This window comes from Mesorhizobium sp. ZC-5, from assembly GCF_025753855.1.
Lineage (GTDB): Bacteria > Pseudomonadota > Alphaproteobacteria > Rhizobiales > Rhizobiaceae > Neomesorhizobium.
In genome coordinates this window covers 109,182-125,486 of the sequence record NZ_JAOWPT010000009.1, presented here as the reverse complement: position 1 = coordinate 125,486, position 16,305 = coordinate 109,182, and the positions used below count along the sequence as shown (strand labels likewise).

General features: G+C 65.3%; 12 protein-coding genes. 7 read left to right on the top strand and 5 right to left on the bottom strand.

The window, feature by feature from the left end; translation table 11 throughout:
* Positions 1-26: 26 nt before the first annotated feature.
* A complete protein-coding gene (locus tag OHD58_RS21475; RefSeq protein ID WP_263805491.1) occupies positions 27-1,166 on the bottom strand; it encodes a mandelate racemase/muconate lactonizing enzyme family protein in 1,140 nt (379 codons plus the stop codon).
* 125 nt (positions 1,167-1,291) lie between these two features.
* Here OHD58_RS21475 and OHD58_RS21470 point away from each other — a divergent pair, with 125 nt between their 5' ends.
* The 7 genes from OHD58_RS21470 to OHD58_RS21440 are packed head-to-tail and all read left to right on the top strand — an operon-like array spanning position 1,292 to position 7,866.
* On the top strand, positions 1,292-2,050 hold the full coding sequence (locus OHD58_RS21470) for a FadR/GntR family transcriptional regulator (RefSeq protein WP_263805490.1): 759 nt from the start codon (positions 1,292-1,294) through the stop codon (positions 2,048-2,050).
* Entirely contained in the window at positions 2,047-2,838 is a 792-nt protein-coding gene (locus OHD58_RS21465) for an SDR family NAD(P)-dependent oxidoreductase (RefSeq protein ID WP_263805489.1), read from the top strand. Before OHD58_RS21470 ends, OHD58_RS21465 begins: the two co-directional genes overlap by 4 nt.
* Entirely contained in the window at positions 2,835-3,752 is a 918-nt protein-coding gene (locus OHD58_RS21460; protein WP_263805488.1) for an SMP-30/gluconolactonase/LRE family protein, read from the top strand. Before OHD58_RS21465 ends, OHD58_RS21460 begins: the two co-directional genes overlap by 4 nt.
* 33 nt (positions 3,753-3,785) lie before the next feature.
* Positions 3,786-5,030 (top strand): ABC transporter substrate-binding protein, encoded by a 1,245-nt coding sequence (locus OHD58_RS21455; RefSeq protein ID WP_263805486.1) that lies wholly within the window; start codon positions 3,786-3,788, stop codon positions 5,028-5,030.
* 9 nt (positions 5,031-5,039) lie between these two features.
* Complete coding sequence (locus OHD58_RS21450; RefSeq protein ID WP_263805485.1) at positions 5,040-5,972, top strand: carbohydrate ABC transporter permease; 933 nt, start codon at positions 5,040-5,042, stop codon at positions 5,970-5,972.
* Positions 5,969-6,811, top strand: a complete 843-nt coding sequence (locus tag OHD58_RS21445) for a carbohydrate ABC transporter permease (RefSeq protein ID WP_263805484.1) — start codon at positions 5,969-5,971, stop codon at positions 6,809-6,811. The genes OHD58_RS21450 and OHD58_RS21445 overlap by 4 nt, the downstream gene beginning before the upstream one ends.
* A 14-nt stretch (positions 6,812-6,825) precedes the next feature.
* Positions 6,826-7,866 (top strand): ABC transporter ATP-binding protein, encoded by a 1,041-nt coding sequence (locus OHD58_RS21440; RefSeq protein ID WP_263805482.1) that lies wholly within the window; start codon positions 6,826-6,828, stop codon positions 7,864-7,866.
* Here OHD58_RS21440 and OHD58_RS21435 read toward each other — a convergent pair.
* The 4 genes from OHD58_RS21435 to OHD58_RS21420 all read right to left on the bottom strand — a co-directional run bounded on the left by OHD58_RS21435 (position 7,863) and on the right by OHD58_RS21420 (position 16,196).
* On the bottom strand, positions 7,863-8,255 hold the full coding sequence (locus tag OHD58_RS21435; protein WP_263805481.1) for an ester cyclase: 393 nt from the start codon (positions 8,253-8,255) through the stop codon (positions 7,863-7,865). The genes OHD58_RS21440 and OHD58_RS21435 overlap by 4 nt on opposite strands.
* Before the next feature lie 120 nt (positions 8,256-8,375).
* Positions 8,376-10,487, bottom strand: a complete 2,112-nt coding sequence (locus tag OHD58_RS21430; RefSeq protein ID WP_263805480.1) for a hypothetical protein — start codon at positions 10,485-10,487, stop codon at positions 8,376-8,378.
* Positions 10,488-10,639: 152 nt separating this feature from the next.
* Positions 10,640-14,308 (bottom strand): hypothetical protein, encoded by a 3,669-nt coding sequence (locus OHD58_RS21425; protein WP_412177267.1) that lies wholly within the window; start codon positions 14,306-14,308, stop codon positions 10,640-10,642.
* Positions 14,309-14,318: 10 nt separating this feature from the next.
* Positions 14,319-16,196 carry a hypothetical protein gene (locus OHD58_RS21420; protein ID WP_412177272.1) on the bottom strand — a complete coding sequence of 626 codons (1,878 nt, stop codon included), beginning with the start codon at positions 16,194-16,196 and terminating at the stop codon, positions 14,319-14,321.
* Positions 16,197-16,305: the final 109 nt, after the last annotated feature.

Below are 16,305 nucleotides of genomic sequence, written 5' to 3'. Positions count from 1 at the left end.
GGTCCGTCGTCATTGCTTCGCTGCCCTCACTTGACCGTCAGTTTCTTCACCGCGTCCCAGTCGACTTCGATGCCGAGGCCGGGACCGGTCGGAACCGGCAGCATGCCATTCTTCTGGCGGTCGGCTCCCGGCGCCGCGCCGGTGATCGCCGTCTTGAACGGGCTTGAATCGGTCTCGCATTCCATCGCGCGCAGGTTGGGCATCGCCGCTGCGAGATGAACGCTCGCCGTCTCGCAGACAATGCCGGACATGCCGATATGCGGCGCATATTGGACGTCGTGCGCGGCGGCGAACTCCGCCATGCGGCGCGTCTCGGTGATGCCGCCGGAGCGCGCCACGTCGGGCTGGAGAAAGGAGAGAGTCCGGTTGGCGACGAGCCGCATCGCCTGGTCGAGCGTGTAGTTGCTTTCGCCGGCCGCAAGCGGCGTCGCGCAGCGGCGATGCAGTTCCTCGTAGCCGCTCTCGTCTTCGGGCCGCAACGGTTCCTCGAACCAGAAATAATTGTTGTCGGTCAGCGCGCGCCCGAGTTCGACCGCCTCTTCCAGCGTGTAGGCCCAGTTCGCATCGACGCAGAGCTCGATGCCGTCGCCGGCCCTCTTGCGCAGGCGTTCGACGCGCTTGCACGCTTCCTTGACCGGGTTGGCAACCTTGACCTTGATGCGCGGAAAGCCCTTCTCGATATAGCGGTCGAGTTCCTCGTCCATGAACTCGTCATTGCCCCAGTTCACCGACGCGGCATAGACGGGCACTTCCTGCCGCCCGACGCCGCCAAGCAGCCGGTAGATCGGCAGGCCGGCAACCTTGCCCAGAATATCCCAGAGCGCGATGTCGACGCCGGCAATCGCCTCGAACAGTATGCCGCCCGAGCGGCCGGACAACGACCGGCGCATCGAGTGCCAGTGCGTCATGATGTCGGTGGCGTTGCCCCCCACGAGCCGCGGCTTCAGGGAACCTTCGATAAGTTCGCAGTAGGCTTTCGGTGAGAACCGGGCCAGCGCCTCGCCCACGCCGGTAATGCCGGCATCGGTGCGCACCTCGACCAGCACGATCGAGACTTCGGTGTATTTGCCCCACGACGTCACCGTCGGTTGCGGCAGTTCCTGCGTGAGCGGATGCGCAATGACATCGCTGATGCGGATGTCCGCATTGAGTGTGCCAACGCTCATCGATCTCTTCCCCGGCTTCATTCTGGTGCCTCGCTTCTAGCCGCAACAAAGCTTCTTGGCAACTGACAAACTTAGTTGCTAAGTTAGAAGTTCCTATGTTAGTGGTCTGCAAGCCGAGGATGCAAATGACCACCGATCCGATCCGCAAGCCGATCTTTTCCGCGAGGGTTACGAGCCCGTTGCGGCTGGCCGACTCCGTTTCGGATGCGATCGCCGAGGCGCTTTTCGACGGCCGTATCTCGCCCGGCGAGCCTCTGCCGCCGGAGGGCGAGATCGCGAAGGAATTCGGCGTGTCGAAGCCGATAGCGCGCGAGGCCCTGCGCCAATTGACCGCCGCCGGCCTGATCTTCACCCAGCAGGGCAAGGTTGCCCGTGCGAAGGCTCTCAACGGCGCGCCGCTCGAACGCATCTACGGTTACGCCGTGCGGTCGAGCCTCACCCACCTGCGCGAAGCCAACGAGATGCGCCGCGTCATCGAGACCGGCATTGCGCGCCTTGCCGCCGAGCGCCGGGACCAGTCCGGCCTCGATGCGATGAAGCAGGGCGTTGCCGACATGCGCGCCTCGCTGCTCGACCCGGCGGGTTTCACCGAGGCGGACATCCTCTTCCACGTCGGTCTCGCCATGGCGACCGGCAATTCGATGATCCGAGTCCAGATGGAAGGACTTCGCTCCGTCCAGCGCGAGGTGTCGGAACTGTTCTCGCGCCGCGCCAACCGTACCGACGCCGACTGGAACGCCACCATCGACCGCCACCAGGCGATCTACGACGCGGTGCTTGCAGGCGATGTGGATCGCGCCGAGCAGGCGATCAGGGATCACTTTGAAGCGGCCGACATCGCGTCCCTCGAAGTGGCCGAAAAACTCGCGGCAAAAGACAAATGAGCACGGACCGCTTCTCGCTATCCGGCAGGCGCGCACTCGTCACGGGCGCGAATTCCGGCATCGGACGGGCGATCGCGCTCGGCCTTGCCGAACATGGCGCAGAACTCGTGCTGCACCATTTCGGTGACGCGGACGGCGCGGCCCGCGTTGCGAAAGCAATCGGCAACGGAACGCCGATCCTCGAGGCCGACTTCACCGATGCCGCCGCCGCTTCTGCTTTGGCCGACGAGGTCCTGGCGCGGCATGGACCCATCGACATCCTGATCGCCAATGCCGCGATCGAGCGGCGTCTGGCCTGGCATGACGCGAACCCCGCGCATGTCGAGGCGCATGTCGCCGCGAATTTCACCTCGCTGCTGACGCTTGCCGGAAAGCTTGTGCCGGCCATGGCGGCGCGTGGCTGGGGACGCGTTGTCGCGACCGGCAGCGTCATGGCCACCCGGCCCCGCGCCGAAACCGTCGTCTATGCGTCGATCAAGGCCGCGCAACTCGTTGCGATCCGCGCCATCGGCCGCGAAGTGGCGGGCAGCGGCGTGACGATGAATGTCGTCTCCCCCGGCGCCATCGAGACGGAGGCCACCGCCAGTCGTTACGCCGATGCCGCTTTCCGCCGCACGGTCGTGGCAAAGATACCCGTCGGACGCCAGGGCCGCGCGGACGATCTCGTCGGCGCCTTCGTGTTCCTGTGCAGCGACGCCGCCAGCTACATCACCGGCGCGAACATCCCGGTCGACGGCGGCTGGACCATCGGCGATGCGCCCGGCGCGCTTCCGGGAGAGGCGCGATGAACCGGGCGCCAAAGATCTCCGTGTTCCATGAAGGCTACGATCAGGTCGGCGAGAGCCCACTGTGGGACCGCGAGCGCAACGCCCTCTGGTGGGTCGACATCAACGGCAAGACGATCCGCCGCAAGAATCTCGCGAAACCCGGCGGCCTCACCGATTTCCCGCTCGACATCATGCCGGGCGCGCTCGCATTGGCCGAGGACGGCGCGCTTGTCGTCGCCGCTGCGACGGGCTGGCTCGTGCTCGACGAAGCGTCGGGCGGGCTGACGAAACTCGCCGAGGTGAAGACACCCCTCCCCGACATGCGCATGAATGACGGCGTGGTGGATGCGGCGGGCCGCTTCTGGGCCGGCACGATGCACATGCCCGCCGAGCGCGAGCCGGTCGGCACGCTCTATGCTTTCGACGGAAGCAATGCCGCCGCCAGGATTGACGGTCTGCGCACGGAGAACGGCTGCGCCATCTCGCCGGACGGCAGAACCTTTTATCTCGCCGACAGCCATCCGGCGGTCTGCACGATCTGGGCGTTCGATTTCGATGCCGCGACCGGCGCGCTGGACAACCGCCGCGTGTTCCACAAGCCGACCCATGGCAGGCCCGACGGCGCCTGCGTCGACGCTGAGGGCTGCTACTGGTTCGCGGCGGTGGACGGCGGCCGCATCGTCCGTCTCGACCCTGCCGGCGAAGAGATCGCGGCGGTCGAGCTGCCGGTGTCGCGTCCGACCAAGCCGGTGTTCGGCGGCGCCGACCTTTCCACCATTTTCGTTACCTCGATGCGTGCCGGGCTGGATGCGGCCCAGCTCGAACGGGAGCCGCTGGCCGGTTCCGTGTTCGCCATCGAGACCGGCGTGCGCGGGTTTGCCCAACCGCGTTTCAAGCGAATACCCGCACGGCAGTTCGCCGGCGCGGGCGCATAGAACAACGGCGATTGAACCCAGGGAGGATTATCCATGAAAGCCGTAAGTAAAGGTCTGGCAGTTTCGGCACTGGCGCTCTGCTTGATGTCGACATCGGCACTGGCGGCGGAGCTTCGCTTCACCATCTGGTCCGGCAACGAAGCGCATCTGAAGATGCTGAACGGCATCGCCGACAGCTTCAAGGCGACGCATCCGGACGTCACCGTGAAATTCGAGACGATCCCGCCGGCGGACTACACCCAGAAGCTGACGTTCCAGCTCGCCGGCGGCAATACGCCCGATCTCGGCTGGATGATGGAAGACGCAGCCCCCACCTTCGTGAACGCCGGCGTGCTGGCCGACATCGGCGCGACGGTCAAGGCGGCGGAAGGCTTCGACTTCGCCGACCTGTCGCCGACCGCGATGGGCCTCTGGCAGGATGGCGACAAGGTGTACGGCATTCCGTTCTCCACCTCGCCCTTCATGATCTACTACAACAAGGCGATGTTCGAGAAAGCCGGCCTCGAAGACCCGCTGGCGCTTGCGGCCAAGGGCGAGTGGAACATGGACAAGTTCCAGGAGGTCGCCAAGAAGCTCACCGAAGCCAACGGCACCTGGGGCTTCGAGTTCAAGGACGGCGAAGGCTATGCCTCGCGCGCCATGCACGCGCTGATGCCGCCGATCCGCGCCTATGGCGGCGACGTCTGGGCGAACAAGGAATGCGGCTTCGACAAGCCGGAAGCGCTTGCAGCGGTGAAGCAGCTTCACGACATGGTCTTCAAGGACAAGTCGATCGTGCCGCCCGGCGAATCCGGCGATTATTACTCCGGCAAGTCTGCGATGACGATCAACCAGATCTCGCGCGCCTCGAAGATGCCGGAAGCCGGCTTCCCGTGGGGCATCGCGCCGCTGCCCACAGGCCCCGGCGGTGAATCACCGGTCATCGGCCAGGCCGCGATCGTCGTCTTCGAGCAGGGCAAGCAGAAGGAGCTCGCCGCCGAGTTCGTCGCGCACATGACCAACAAGGAGAACACGGCCATCATGGCGCAGTTCTTCCCGCCCGCGCGCAAATCGGTGCTTGAATCGGACGCCTTCATCAACTCCAACAAGCTGGTGCCAGCCGACCAGATGAAGAACCTCGCGGCCGCCATCATCAACGGCAAGGTGCTGCCCAGCCACGAGAAAAGCCCGCAGCTGCTTGCCGCCATGGCGCCGAGATTGGACGGGCTGTGGAAGGCCGACGCGAATGTCGAGGATTCCATGAAGGCCGTCTGCGCGGCCATCCAGCCCCTGCTCTAGTCGCGGTCGATGACTGACACTTCGCTTCACAAGGAGACCACGGTGCGCCGCAAGGACGCGCCGTGGCTCACATTGAAATACCGGGAGATGCTGGAAGCCTGGCTGTTCCTCAGCCCGACGCTGATCGGCTTCATCATCTTCTTCCTCGGGCCGCTGGTCGCCATCGTCTACTACTCGATGACCGAGTGGAACCTGCTCACCCAGCAGGCGACCTTCGTCGGGCTGAAGAACTTTCACAACGCGCTGCTCGTCAACCCGGACTTCTGGCAGGTTCTGCGCAACTCCGGCATTTTCGCGCTGGGCCTGGTGCCGCTCAACATGGCGCTGGCGCTAACGCTGGCGCTCGCTTTGTCGCGCCCCTTCTTCGGCGTCGTCTTCTTCCGCACGGTCTTCTTCGCGCCGGTCGTCACCTCGGCGATCGCCTGGGCCATTGTCTGGAAATTCCTGCTGCAGGGCGAAGCCGGCATCGTCAACCAGATGCTGGCCACGGTCGGCATCGACGGCCCCAACTGGCTGCGCGAACCGAACTGGGCAATGGCGGCGGTCATCGTCACGCGCGTCATCAAGATGGTCGGCCTGAACATGATCCTCTACATCGCCGCGCTGCAGGCGATCCCGCGCGACTACGAGGAAGCGGCGCGGCTGGAAGGCGCCTCGCGCTGGCAGATCTTCCGCATGATCATCTGGCCGCTGCTCGCCCCAACCACGCTGATCATCATGGTCATCACCACGATCGGATCGTTCAAGGTGTTCGACCATATCTACCAGATGACCGGCGGCGGACCGGAGAACGGCACGCTGGTGCTCGCCTATTACATCTACCTGCAGGGTTTCGAATATTTCGACGTCGGTTACGCCTCGGCGCTGGCGATGATCATGTTCGTCATCGTGATGGCGCTCACCATCGTCCAGGTCATGCTGCGGCGGAAGGAAATGGAATGACCCGCCGCCAGAGAGACCTCGTCTACCGCACCTGCTGGACGATCGCGCTCCTGATCGCCGCGATCCCGTTCATCTTTCCGTTCCTGTGGATGGTCTCCGCCGGCTTCAAGAGCGTCACCGAGATCTTCGGCGAACCAAACCTCATCCCGCGCGTATGGCGCTGGCAGAACTTCGTCGACGTGTTCACCCACCAGCCATTCGCCCGACAGTACTTCAACTCGCTCTATATCGCGCTGTCGGTTACCGCGCTGACGCTGGTCATCTCCTCGCTGGCCGGCTATGCGCTTGCCCGCATGCGTTTTGCCGGCGCCGGCCTTCTGATGCTCTTCCTCGTCTCGGCGCTGATGGTGCCGGAAGAAGTCACCATCATCCCGAACTTCTTCCTCATCAAATGGATGGGGCTAATGGACACGCACTGGCCGCTGATCCTGCTGCCGACCTTCGGCCCGCATGGCGTCATGGCGACGTTCCTGATGCGCCAGTATTTCCTTGCGCTACCCAAGGAGCTCGAGGAGGCGGGCAAGATGGACGGCCTCTCGCGCTTCGGCATCTGGTGGCGCATCGCGCTGCCGATGTCGCGGCCGGCACTTGCGGCCGTCGCGATCATCACCTTCCTGTTCTCCTGGAACCTGTTCCTCGAGCCGCTCATCTTCCTGAGCTCCCTCGATATGTTCACCCTGCCGCTGGCGCTGTCCAATTTCACCGACACTTACGGCCTGCCGCTCTGGAACCTGCAGCTTGCCGCGACCACGCTTGCCGTCGTGCCGATCCTGATCGTCTACCTGATCGCGCAGCGGCAGATCATGGAGAGTTTCGCGCTCTCCGGCGTCAAAGGCTGATACGAAAGAAATCCATGACCGCTCTCGCACTCAAGAACCTGAAGAAGCGCTTCGCCAGCACCGACGTGATCCGCGGCGTCGACCTTGCGATCGACGACGGCGAGTTCGTCGTCTTTGTCGGCCCGTCCGGCTGCGGCAAGTCCACGCTGCTGCGCATGATCTCGGGGCTGGAGGACATCACCAGCGGCGAACTCTATATCGGCGACCGCCTGGTCAACGACGTGCAGGCCGCCAGGCGCGGCGTCGCCATGGTCTTCCAGTCCTATGCGCTCTATCCGCACCTGACCGTGCGCGACAACATGGGCTTTGGCCTCAAGGTGCGCAAAGTGCCGGCGGCGGAGCGCGAGCGCCGCGTCAACGAAGCGGCCGCGACGCTGAAGCTCGACGCGCTGCTGCACCGCTATCCGCGCGAACTCTCCGGCGGCCAGCGCCAGCGCGTCGCCATCGGTCGCGCCATCGTCGGCAATCCCGAGGTTTTCCTCTTCGACGAACCGCTCTCCAACCTCGACGCGGAGCTGCGCGTCCACATGCGTTCCGAGATCGCCGCCCTGCACAACCGCCTCAAGACCACGATGATCTACGTCACCCACGATCAGATCGAGGCGATGACGCTGGCCGACAAGATCGTCGTCCTGCGCGACGGCCTGGTCGAACAGGTCGGCTCGCCGCGCGAGCTTTACGAGCGGCCTGGCAACCTGTTCGTCGCGCAGTTCATCGGCAGCCCGAAAATGAACGTTCTGCCGGCGCAGGCAGCAACGCATCTGTCGCCGGCGGCGCAGGTCCCCTCCTCCGCCGAGAGCGTCGGCATCCGTCCGGAACATCTGTCCGTCACAGGCCCTTCGGAAGTCGGCCTGCGCGGCAAGGTCACGTTGAACGAATACACTGGCGCGGTGACGCTGACCCACATCCAGTCGTCCGACGCACAGCCCATCCTGGCGCTCGATGACGGACGCGAGGTCACTCGCCTGGGCAGCGACGTCTGCCTGACCGCCGAGGCGGGCAACCTGCACTATTTCGACAAGCAGGGGCTTCGTGTTGCAGCGGACGCAGCCTAGGCTCGGAGCTGGGATTCGATGGCGGCCTTGTCGATGACAGACCACACTTTCACGATCCGTTCGTCGCGAAACTCGTAGAATACGTTCTCGGAAAACGAGACCTTCCTGCCGTTCACCGGAAGGCCGAACAGAATTCCTTTCGGTGTGCAGTCGAAGCACAGGCGACTTGCGACACGAGGTGGCTCGGACATCAACAGCTGGATGTTGAAATGGAGATCCGGAATCGCACGGAAATCGCCCTCAAGCATCGCGCGATAGCCCGACAATCCGATCCGCTCGCCGTTGTAGTGGACTTCCTCGTGAACGAACTGCCCCAGGTTCGCCCAGTCCTGTTTGTTCAGGCAGGCAATGTAGCCTCGGTAGATGTCGGAGAGATCGGCTTTGGTCATGGCTGCTGCACCCGGAGTTCCTGTCGCGAGATAGGGTGACACGAAAACGCGGCAATCGGCCTGAAAAAATGGGGCGGCACGGGGCCGCCCCATCGACACGACTGTCTGGTAAAAACTGCTTCAGTTTGCGCGGCGCAGTATCCGCTTCTGGACTGGCCGCTTGAACGGCTTTTCGATCGTCGGCCTGTTGATGGTGCGCTTCGGTGCGGTCAGCGTCCGCAACGGCACGGCCACGGGCTTCTTCACCCAATTGCCGCGTATCATCGGCCGGCCGTCAGGGCAGAGCTTGGTGATCGTCGCCTGCCGAACACACGTCTTGCCGACCGGCTTGAAGCCTTTCTTGCACAGAATGGTCACGTCCGGCTTCTTCACGCATTTGCCGTTGATCCTCTGTTCGCCGCGCTTGCAGGGAACTTCGACGGTCGGCTTGCGCACGCAGGTCTTGCCTTTCAGTACGAAGCCAGGCTTGCACAGGATGCTGACGTCGGGCTTCTTCACACAGCGGCCGTTGATACGCACCTCGTTGCGCTTGCACTTATCCGGGGGCGACGGATTGGGCACGCACTTCAAGCCGACCTGATGGAAGCCCGGCAGGCAGTGGATGCTGACGGGGATGCACTTGTTGCCCACCCGTTTCTCGTTCGCCTTGCAAGGCGCCACTACCGGCCTGTCGACGCACTTGCCGCGCTTCAACTGCTGGTGCGGCAGGCACTTGCGGCCTGGATCGACGACGACCGGCGGCACGGTGGGTTCGGGCTCGTCGAAATGCGGGCGTGTGTCCACGACGAGGTCGTCCGCGGCCGGATCGAAGTTCGGGTTGTTGCAGGTGAAGTCTTCCTTGTCGGTATCGACCGTCACCGGCGCCGGCTGCAATTCCTGCAGCGTGCACTGGATCGAGCGTGTCCGGTTGATCGAAAGGTCATGCGCGCCATAGGCCTCGAACACGCCGCTGCCCTGGTCGTAGCCCGTGGCGGTGCCGGTAAAGAAGGCGCCGTTCGAGCACTGGATGCGGTAGTCGAAATCGCCGGGTGCGGCACGGGTTACCGCGAAGAACACCTGGCCCTTGCGCGGGCAGGATTTGTCGCGGCCGGCGCTGTCGGCGACCGTTACTTCGCCCTGCCATTCGGCCTTGGGCTTGGGCAGGTCGGGATTGTCCTGCGGCACATCGGTGAAACCGCCGCCGCCGGGGCTGGTGCAATGTACGGTGATGTCCTTCCAGCCGTCGAAGGGACCGAACGGACCGGCCTCGACGATCTCCGTCTTGAACTGGAAATACGAGGTCGTGCCGACGTCTTCCCACTTTTCGTAAGTGGCGAAATAGCCGTTCTTGGCGGCATCGAACGACGCCCAGGCCTGTTTCACCTCGGAGGTGATCGGCCCGTCGTCCTTCTGGCGCCAGATGCGCATCGTCACCGGACCGGCCTGGTTCGCCTCGGCGCGGCTGGTTACCTTGAGCGCGGGACAAACCGTGCCCGGATTCGAGCCCGGCTGGTTCGACTGATAGGTAGTCAGGAACAGCTTGACGTTCTCGACGTCGAACTCGCCGAAATCGTGTTTGAGGTCGCTGACGGGCGACTTGATCACCGGCTCGCAGATGACGTTGACGCTGAAGGCATCGCTGTCGGTGTGGTCGATTGCCGTCTGGGACGGACCGCCGACTTCATCGGGCTGATTATGAATGAAGTTCATGTTCAGCGACTCATCGGTATCGATGGCGAGGGTGGCGTACATCTCCTGCGTGAACGAATAGGATTTGGTTGGTCCGTCGGCCTGGAGATGTTCATTGCATCGGCTCAGGATGGCATCCGCCGCCGGATTGATGGCGATGCCGTCCGAAGATGAGATCGGCAGCAGGGACGTCTGGAAGCCGGTGATGGCCGAGCCGCTGTAATCGCGTTCCTCGATGTTCTTGAACCACAGTTGTGGGAACGAGAAACACGACATCCCGCCACAACTGCCGAGGCGGATTGTGGCGGTCTGGACGAAGCCGGGCCATTTCGTGTTGATGCTGAAACTGGCGTCCAGCGCCACCGCGCCTGCCTTGAGCTTGTCCCATTTCTCCCCGTCCGTCGAAATGACGCGGATGATGCCGTGGTCGGCCTCGACGTTGAACGACATCGACTTGAGCTTGGCGCTGTCGCTGAGTGCTGCGGCCGGCGTGGCGGCGAATGCTGCGGCAACCAGCGCGAGGACGGCTGCCGAATTCCGGATGCTGCTTGTTTGAAGTGACATCTTTCTCTCCCTTGGAGTGTTTCCTTCCGGGAGGTCTGTCGCTGCGGCGGTGGATTTGGTTCACGATGCCGAAAGGCCAATGGAAAACCCCGCCGGTTTCCCGGCGGGGTTTCACGTCTCACGCGGCGAATGCTGCCGCCCGAGATGTGGTTCTACTGCGGCGCCTGTTGCCGTTCACGGCGCGGCAACACTCTTTGAACGTCGGGATTGACGTTCTGGTTGAGCTGCGGCCGCGGCTGCCGGATCGGCTTGCAGTTCGGCGGCCTGCCCTCGGTGCCGCGCGGGCAGCGCTGCGGAACGTCGATGCAGCGGCCATTGCGCAGGACCTGGCCACGGCGGCAGACCGGGTCGACCTGGCGCTGCCGGCATTCACCCCGGATCAGGGTGGTGCCGCGCGGGCAGATGCAGCGACCGTCCTGGGTCCTGATCTGGCCCGGCAGCAACCGGCATTGCGGTGCCGGTGGCCGGACGCAGCGCTGGTTGCGCAACTCGGTGCCGCGCGGGCAGATGCAACGCCCGTCCTCGGTCCGGATCTGGCCCGGCAGCAGACGGCACTGCGGTGCCGGTGGCCGGACGCAGCGCTGGCCACGCAGCTCGGTACCACGCGGGCAGATGCAGCGCCCGTCCTCGGTCCTGATCTGGCCAGGCAGCAGACGGCATTGCGGTGCCGGTGGCCGGACACAGCGCTGGTTGCGCAGTTCCGTACCACGCGGGCAGATGCAGCGCCCGTCCTCGGTCCTGATCTGGCCAGGCAGCAGACGGCACTGCGGCGCCGGTGGCCGGACGCAACGCTGGTTGCGCAGCTCCGTGCCGCGTGGGCAGACGCAGCGCCCATCCTCTGTCCGGACCTGGCCGGGCAGCAACTTGCACTCGACCGGCGGAGGCGGCACCGGCGTGGTGGAACCGCCGACGCACTGCCCGTTGCGGAACCGCGTTCCGGGCGGGCAGACGCAGCGGCCGGCGTCGTTCATCACGAAGCCTTCCGAGCACTCCTGCTTCACCTCCTCCTTCACCACCGTGAACGGGTGGCAGGTGGCACGCGCCTCCGATTTGCCTTCCGTCGGTATGGCAGCGCCCTGCCCACCGCCGCGCACCGGTGTACCCGGTTCCAGCACCGCCACGCAGTTGCGGCCTTCGATTGGACCGCGCGCATTGCCCAGCGCGTCTTCCGGAATGACGACCGTCACCTGGTGGACACGGCTCTCGCCGGCTCCGAGCGATAGGTTGGCATCGCAGGAGATCGGCAGGGTCGCCGGTTCCGGGCTGCACCCGAAAGGCGGCTCGATCGAGGTGATCGCAACGCCTTCCAGGCGGCCGAGGCCTTCGAGCTCGACCGCGTCTCCGATCTGCACGGGGCCGTTGAAGGCCTCGTCGCCATCGTTGCGGATGGTGATCTCGAAGGTGCAGGGCTCGCCGGCACGGCACTGGCGGTCACCGGTCTTCTCGACCTTGATCGTCGTGCCGCCCTGGTCGCAGGCCTCGCCCAACGGATAGACGATGTCGTCTCCCGGAGCGGGGCCGAACGAACCGCGTGCGCAGTTCTCGAACCGCTGGTTCGCCGGGACCGACAGGGTCACGTCGAAATGGCGGCTGGTTCCGGGCGTCATCACCGCACCCGGGATCTGGCACGACAGCGCATCGGCCGGAACCGGACCGCAGGCCCACTCCGCGCCGTCGGGCGTGACGGTCTGGATCTGGACCGGCGTGCCGGCGCCGATCAGTTCGGCGACGTCGTTGACCCGCACCGGACCCGAAGGCGCGGCGGTGCCAAGGCTGATGACCGTGATGCGGCATGTGTGTCCGGCCGCACCGGCGATCGGCTCGCAGGTCTTGGTGATGCGCAGCGTCGGCTTGCCGGGATCGCGATGCGGCACCCGCACCTTGGCGCAGGACTTGTTGTTGGCGAGATTGCTCTCGTCGGCAACAGGCAGCACCTCGGCGCAGTTCTCGAGCTGGTCCGGTTGATAATCCGGCCCGACGATCGCCCTGACGAAGATCGGCGTCGACGCGCCCGGCACCAGCACGATGCCGGGATGGTCGCATTTGAACTGGCCGGGTCCTGTCGGACCGCACACCCATGGCGGCGTCGGTTCGAAGTCCGACGATGCCGGCACGCCGGCCGGATAGGTGTCGACCACCGACAGCGGGCCGTTCGCGGCGGCCGTTCCGCTGTTGATGATGTCGATCCGGAACAGGCAGACGCCGTCGATCGAGCAGACCGGCCGCAGCGCCGACTTGCGGATCGTCAGGTCGACCTTCCTCTCGACCGGCGTGCATTCGCGGTCGCGCCCCGGTACGCAGAGCGGGATCGTGGCGCAGGCGCGGTCGTTGGTCTGCACGCCGAACAGCTCCTTGCCGCTGGCCGCGTAGTCATACTTGGCGCAGTTGCGGATGTAGCGTGCGTCCCAGCCGGGTCCCGGCTTGAAGCCGATCTTGAGATCGACGGACTCGCCTGGATTGAGCGTGGTTTCGGGATGCTCGCACTGCATCGGGCTCGTCAGCGGCGCGCAGGTCCAGGGCACGTTCGGCCCCGAATCGATCGACGCGTTGCCAGGCAGTGTCACCTCGTCCAGCACGATCTTGCCGTTGTACGGCCCGTCGCCGACATTGGTGACCGTGATGGTGAAGTCGCAGCCGCCGTCCTTGGTGCAGGTCGGCACGTCGGCGCGCTTGTCGACCTTGAGGTCGGGCTCCCTGTCCTCCGGCGGGCAGCGTATGTCGTCGGGGATGACGAGTTCGATCTCCTGCGTACAGCACAGGCCGACGCCCTCTTCCGGACCGGCATAGGTCTCGACGCCGACGACTATCAGATGCACCACGTCGCCGGGCAATGCCCCGGTGATCGTCCAGTTGAGCACGCCGCCGCCGGCAGGCACGACCTGCGAGGCAGGCGCGACGGTGATGCCGGGCGTGGTCGTCTTGAGCTGCACGACCTTGCCGCCCATCTCGGCGCCAAACGGCATCGAGTAGATGAACGCGCCGCCACCGGGCACGCAGTCCACTTCGCCTTCCTCGATCGTGAAGCAGGCTTCGCCGGGAGGCGGTGGCGGAGGTGGCTCGCAATCGCTGACGTCGATCCTGATCGAGGTTTTCGCACCGGTCAGGAAGTCGCCATCGTCCGGCAGCGCCGGATCGTGCGAGGGCACAAAGATCTCCGGGCCGGCCGGTCGCTGGATGCGGACGAAGGCCTGGTTGTCGACGACAGCCGGTGCCGGGAAGGCAGCCGGGTCGATCTTGGCGGTGATGCGAACCTCGACATAGCGTTCGCCGATTTCGCCGCTGCCGTCGAGGTCAGTGAACGACAGGCGGAAATCGTCGAGCTTGGCGGTGTCGTTGGGGTCCGCCGTGGTGCTTATCGTTCCGGCCGGCAGGGCGCCGCCGCCGGCATCGGTGCCGTCGCCGCTCGCCTGCACGTTGATGACGGTGAGCCCGTTCGGCATCTCGTCCGACAGGTCCATGCGGTAGTCTTTCAGCTGTGCCGCGATGGCCGGGTCGGCGAATGCCTCCGGGTCGCCGCGAAAGCCGAAGCGCAGCCGGTAGGTGACGTAGTCGCAGTTGCGCTGCTTGCCGATCTTCTCGAAGAACGGCCTGAGTTCGCCGCGCTCGGGTTGCGGGCGTTCCGGCCGCTCGAGCTGGATGCGCGGTTCGACCGGGTCGGCGAGCGTGAGTTGCGCCGCCGCCGGGGTGACGGAGGCGAGCGCGAGCCCGGCCGCCATCAGCCAGCGCGCCTGGCGCCTGACATATGACAGGGGTTTCATGATCGTCTCCATGACGGTTTGGGATGTGCTTTCCACGCGGTGGAAAAGTTGAAGACTGTTCATCTCTTCCTCCTCACGGTTCGCAGGCCAGGGGTGGCGTTTCGAGGGTGACGTTGACCTTGCAGCAGGGATAGTAGCCGCCCTTGTCAGCGTCGGATTGCTTGTAGAAGCAGAGCCCCACGTCGAACGCCTCGCCCGGCAAATGTCCGGCGATGCCCAGTGTGTAGGGTGCGCCGGCGGGTTGCGTCTGCTGCAGGGGTGAAACACCGATGCCGGGGGCCAGCGATTGCGCCTTCAGCGAATCGCCGCCGATGCCGGCAACGTCACGGAGATACATGTCGGCCTCGAGCCCGGCCGGCGTGCAGAAATACTCGACCGCCTCGACGTCGAGACAGGGTGGAGTGTTGCCCGGCGGCGGGAACTCCGGCGGCCAGAACGGCGGCAGGAAGCCGCCGCCCGGCACGTCTTCGTACCAGCCGGCGCGGCCGTCGCAAGGCCGCCACACTTCGACGTCGCCGACGTGACCCTTCACTTCCGGGTCCTCGTAGAAACTGTCGAAGTCGACGAACCACGAACCGAACGGCGGTTCGTTGGCCGGCCGCACCAGCGACGTCGAGGTGATCTGCACGCCGTGCACGGCAAGCGGCCCGCCGGCGGCAAGCCGGTCGGCGAGCGCCGGGTTGTCGCGCAGCCTGTCACCGGTTTTCACCAGCGTATCGGCGCAGGCATTGCGGTTGAAATTGCCTTGCGCGTCGTAGCCATATTGCAGGTCGATGCCGCCTGCCGACTGGCGATGCCCTTCCGGGAAGCCGACCGCATATGTCTCCGGCGCTTCCACCCAGATCGATTCCGTTGCCGGGTCGTCGGGGCTCTCGCGCCAGTAGCGCAGCACTTCGCCTTTGCCGCTGTCGGCAAACTGGCTGTAGTCGTAGCGGTTCTCGATCTTGCCGCGCTGGGCGAGATACATGAAGCCGCGATTGTCGAAGGCGATGTCAGTAACGGCGTCGTCCTCTTCGGCCGTCACTGTCAGTTCCCAGCGCGGGTCGCCGGCAAACGTGCCGTCGCGGGCAATACCGATCGACCACACCTCGGCTTTTTCGCCGACTGCGTAATAAAGCCGGCCGCCATGCACGGCGACGCCCCAGACGCGGCGTTCGTCCTGCGTATAGCCCCAGGTGTCGGGATCTTCGCTGTCGAAGGCGGCGCCCTCTATGTCCATCACCGCGCCATCGTCGGCGGCTTCGGCAAGTCCGCGCGCCGGCCGGCCGGCGACGCCGTGGTCGAAGGTGTCGATCAGCGCGCCGTCTATGCCGATGCGGTGGATCAGCCCGGTGTCGAGGTCGGAGGCGAAGAACTGGCGATGCGCCTTGTCGAAGGCGAGGTTGCCGATGCCGGGTCCGCTGTTGGTGTCGATGGTGGCAAACAGCGTGACGGCGCCGGAAATGCCGTCGATCTTCCAGATCGCGCCGGGGCTGCCGCCGTTCTCCTCGGCGAACTGCCCTTCCATGAAGGTGGCGCCTTCGGCACCGCGCCGCTGCCGTTCTGGACGGCCGTCGGCGTCTTCGTCCGGCGTGACGATGCGGATGCCATGCAGCGAGCTTGCCGCCGCGTAGATGTTCGGCACGCCGCTCGGAACGCCGTCGCGGATGCCGTCGTCATACTTGACGCCGAACACCTGGCCGATCTGGCCGGCCGGCACCTCGAAGGGCGGCGGCGTGAACACGAGCTGGCCGGCGGCGGGTCCGCCAAGTGCCGAAACGTCGAAAACGCGCAGCGTGGCGCGGTCCTGGTCGATGAAGGTTTCGTCGACCGGGTCGACACCCGGCGGCAGGCCTTCCTCGATGCCGGGAATGATGGTGCCGGAGAACCCGGTCACCGCCATCGAGCCGGGCTGGACGATCTGCGTTTCCTGGGCATGCAATGGGCTGGCGAACCAGAGCCCCGCGGCCATGGCCAACGCCAGAAAGCCGCTCGTGGTAGCGAGCGACTTTCGAAAATGATCGCCGCGCGTGCCGCACGGGATGGATGCAGTGGATCCGCTGTTGCGGCGCATAAGGGCT

Coding starts and splice junctions, on each gene's coding strand:
- OHD58_RS21455 (WP_263805486.1), top strand. CDS start 3,786: ATGAAAGCCGTAAGTAAAGGTCTGGCAGTTTCGGCACTGGCGCTCTGC.
- OHD58_RS21425 (WP_412177267.1), bottom strand. CDS start 14,308: ATGAACAGTCTTCAACTTTTCCACCGCGTGGAAAGCACATCCCAAACC.
- OHD58_RS21430 (WP_263805480.1), bottom strand. CDS start 10,487: ATGTCACTTCAAACAAGCAGCATCCGGAATTCGGCAGCCGTCCTCGCG.
- OHD58_RS21470 (WP_263805490.1), top strand. CDS start 1,292: ATGACCACCGATCCGATCCGCAAGCCGATCTTTTCCGCGAGGGTTACG.
- OHD58_RS21440 (WP_263805482.1), top strand. CDS start 6,826: ATGACCGCTCTCGCACTCAAGAACCTGAAGAAGCGCTTCGCCAGCACC.
- OHD58_RS21420 (WP_412177272.1), bottom strand. CDS start 16,196: ATGGCCGCGGGGCTCTGGTTCGCCAGCCCATTGCATGCCCAGGAAACG.
- OHD58_RS21475 (WP_263805491.1), bottom strand. CDS start 1,166: ATGAGCGTTGGCACACTCAATGCGGACATCCGCATCAGCGATGTCATT.
- OHD58_RS21445 (WP_263805484.1), top strand. CDS start 5,969: ATGACCCGCCGCCAGAGAGACCTCGTCTACCGCACCTGCTGGACGATC.
- OHD58_RS21435 (WP_263805481.1), bottom strand. CDS start 8,255: ATGACCAAAGCCGATCTCTCCGACATCTACCGAGGCTACATTGCCTGC.
- OHD58_RS21450 (WP_263805485.1), top strand. CDS start 5,040: ATGACTGACACTTCGCTTCACAAGGAGACCACGGTGCGCCGCAAGGAC.
- OHD58_RS21465 (WP_263805489.1), top strand. CDS start 2,047: ATGAGCACGGACCGCTTCTCGCTATCCGGCAGGCGCGCACTCGTCACG.
- OHD58_RS21460 (WP_263805488.1), top strand. CDS start 2,835: ATGAACCGGGCGCCAAAGATCTCCGTGTTCCATGAAGGCTACGATCAG.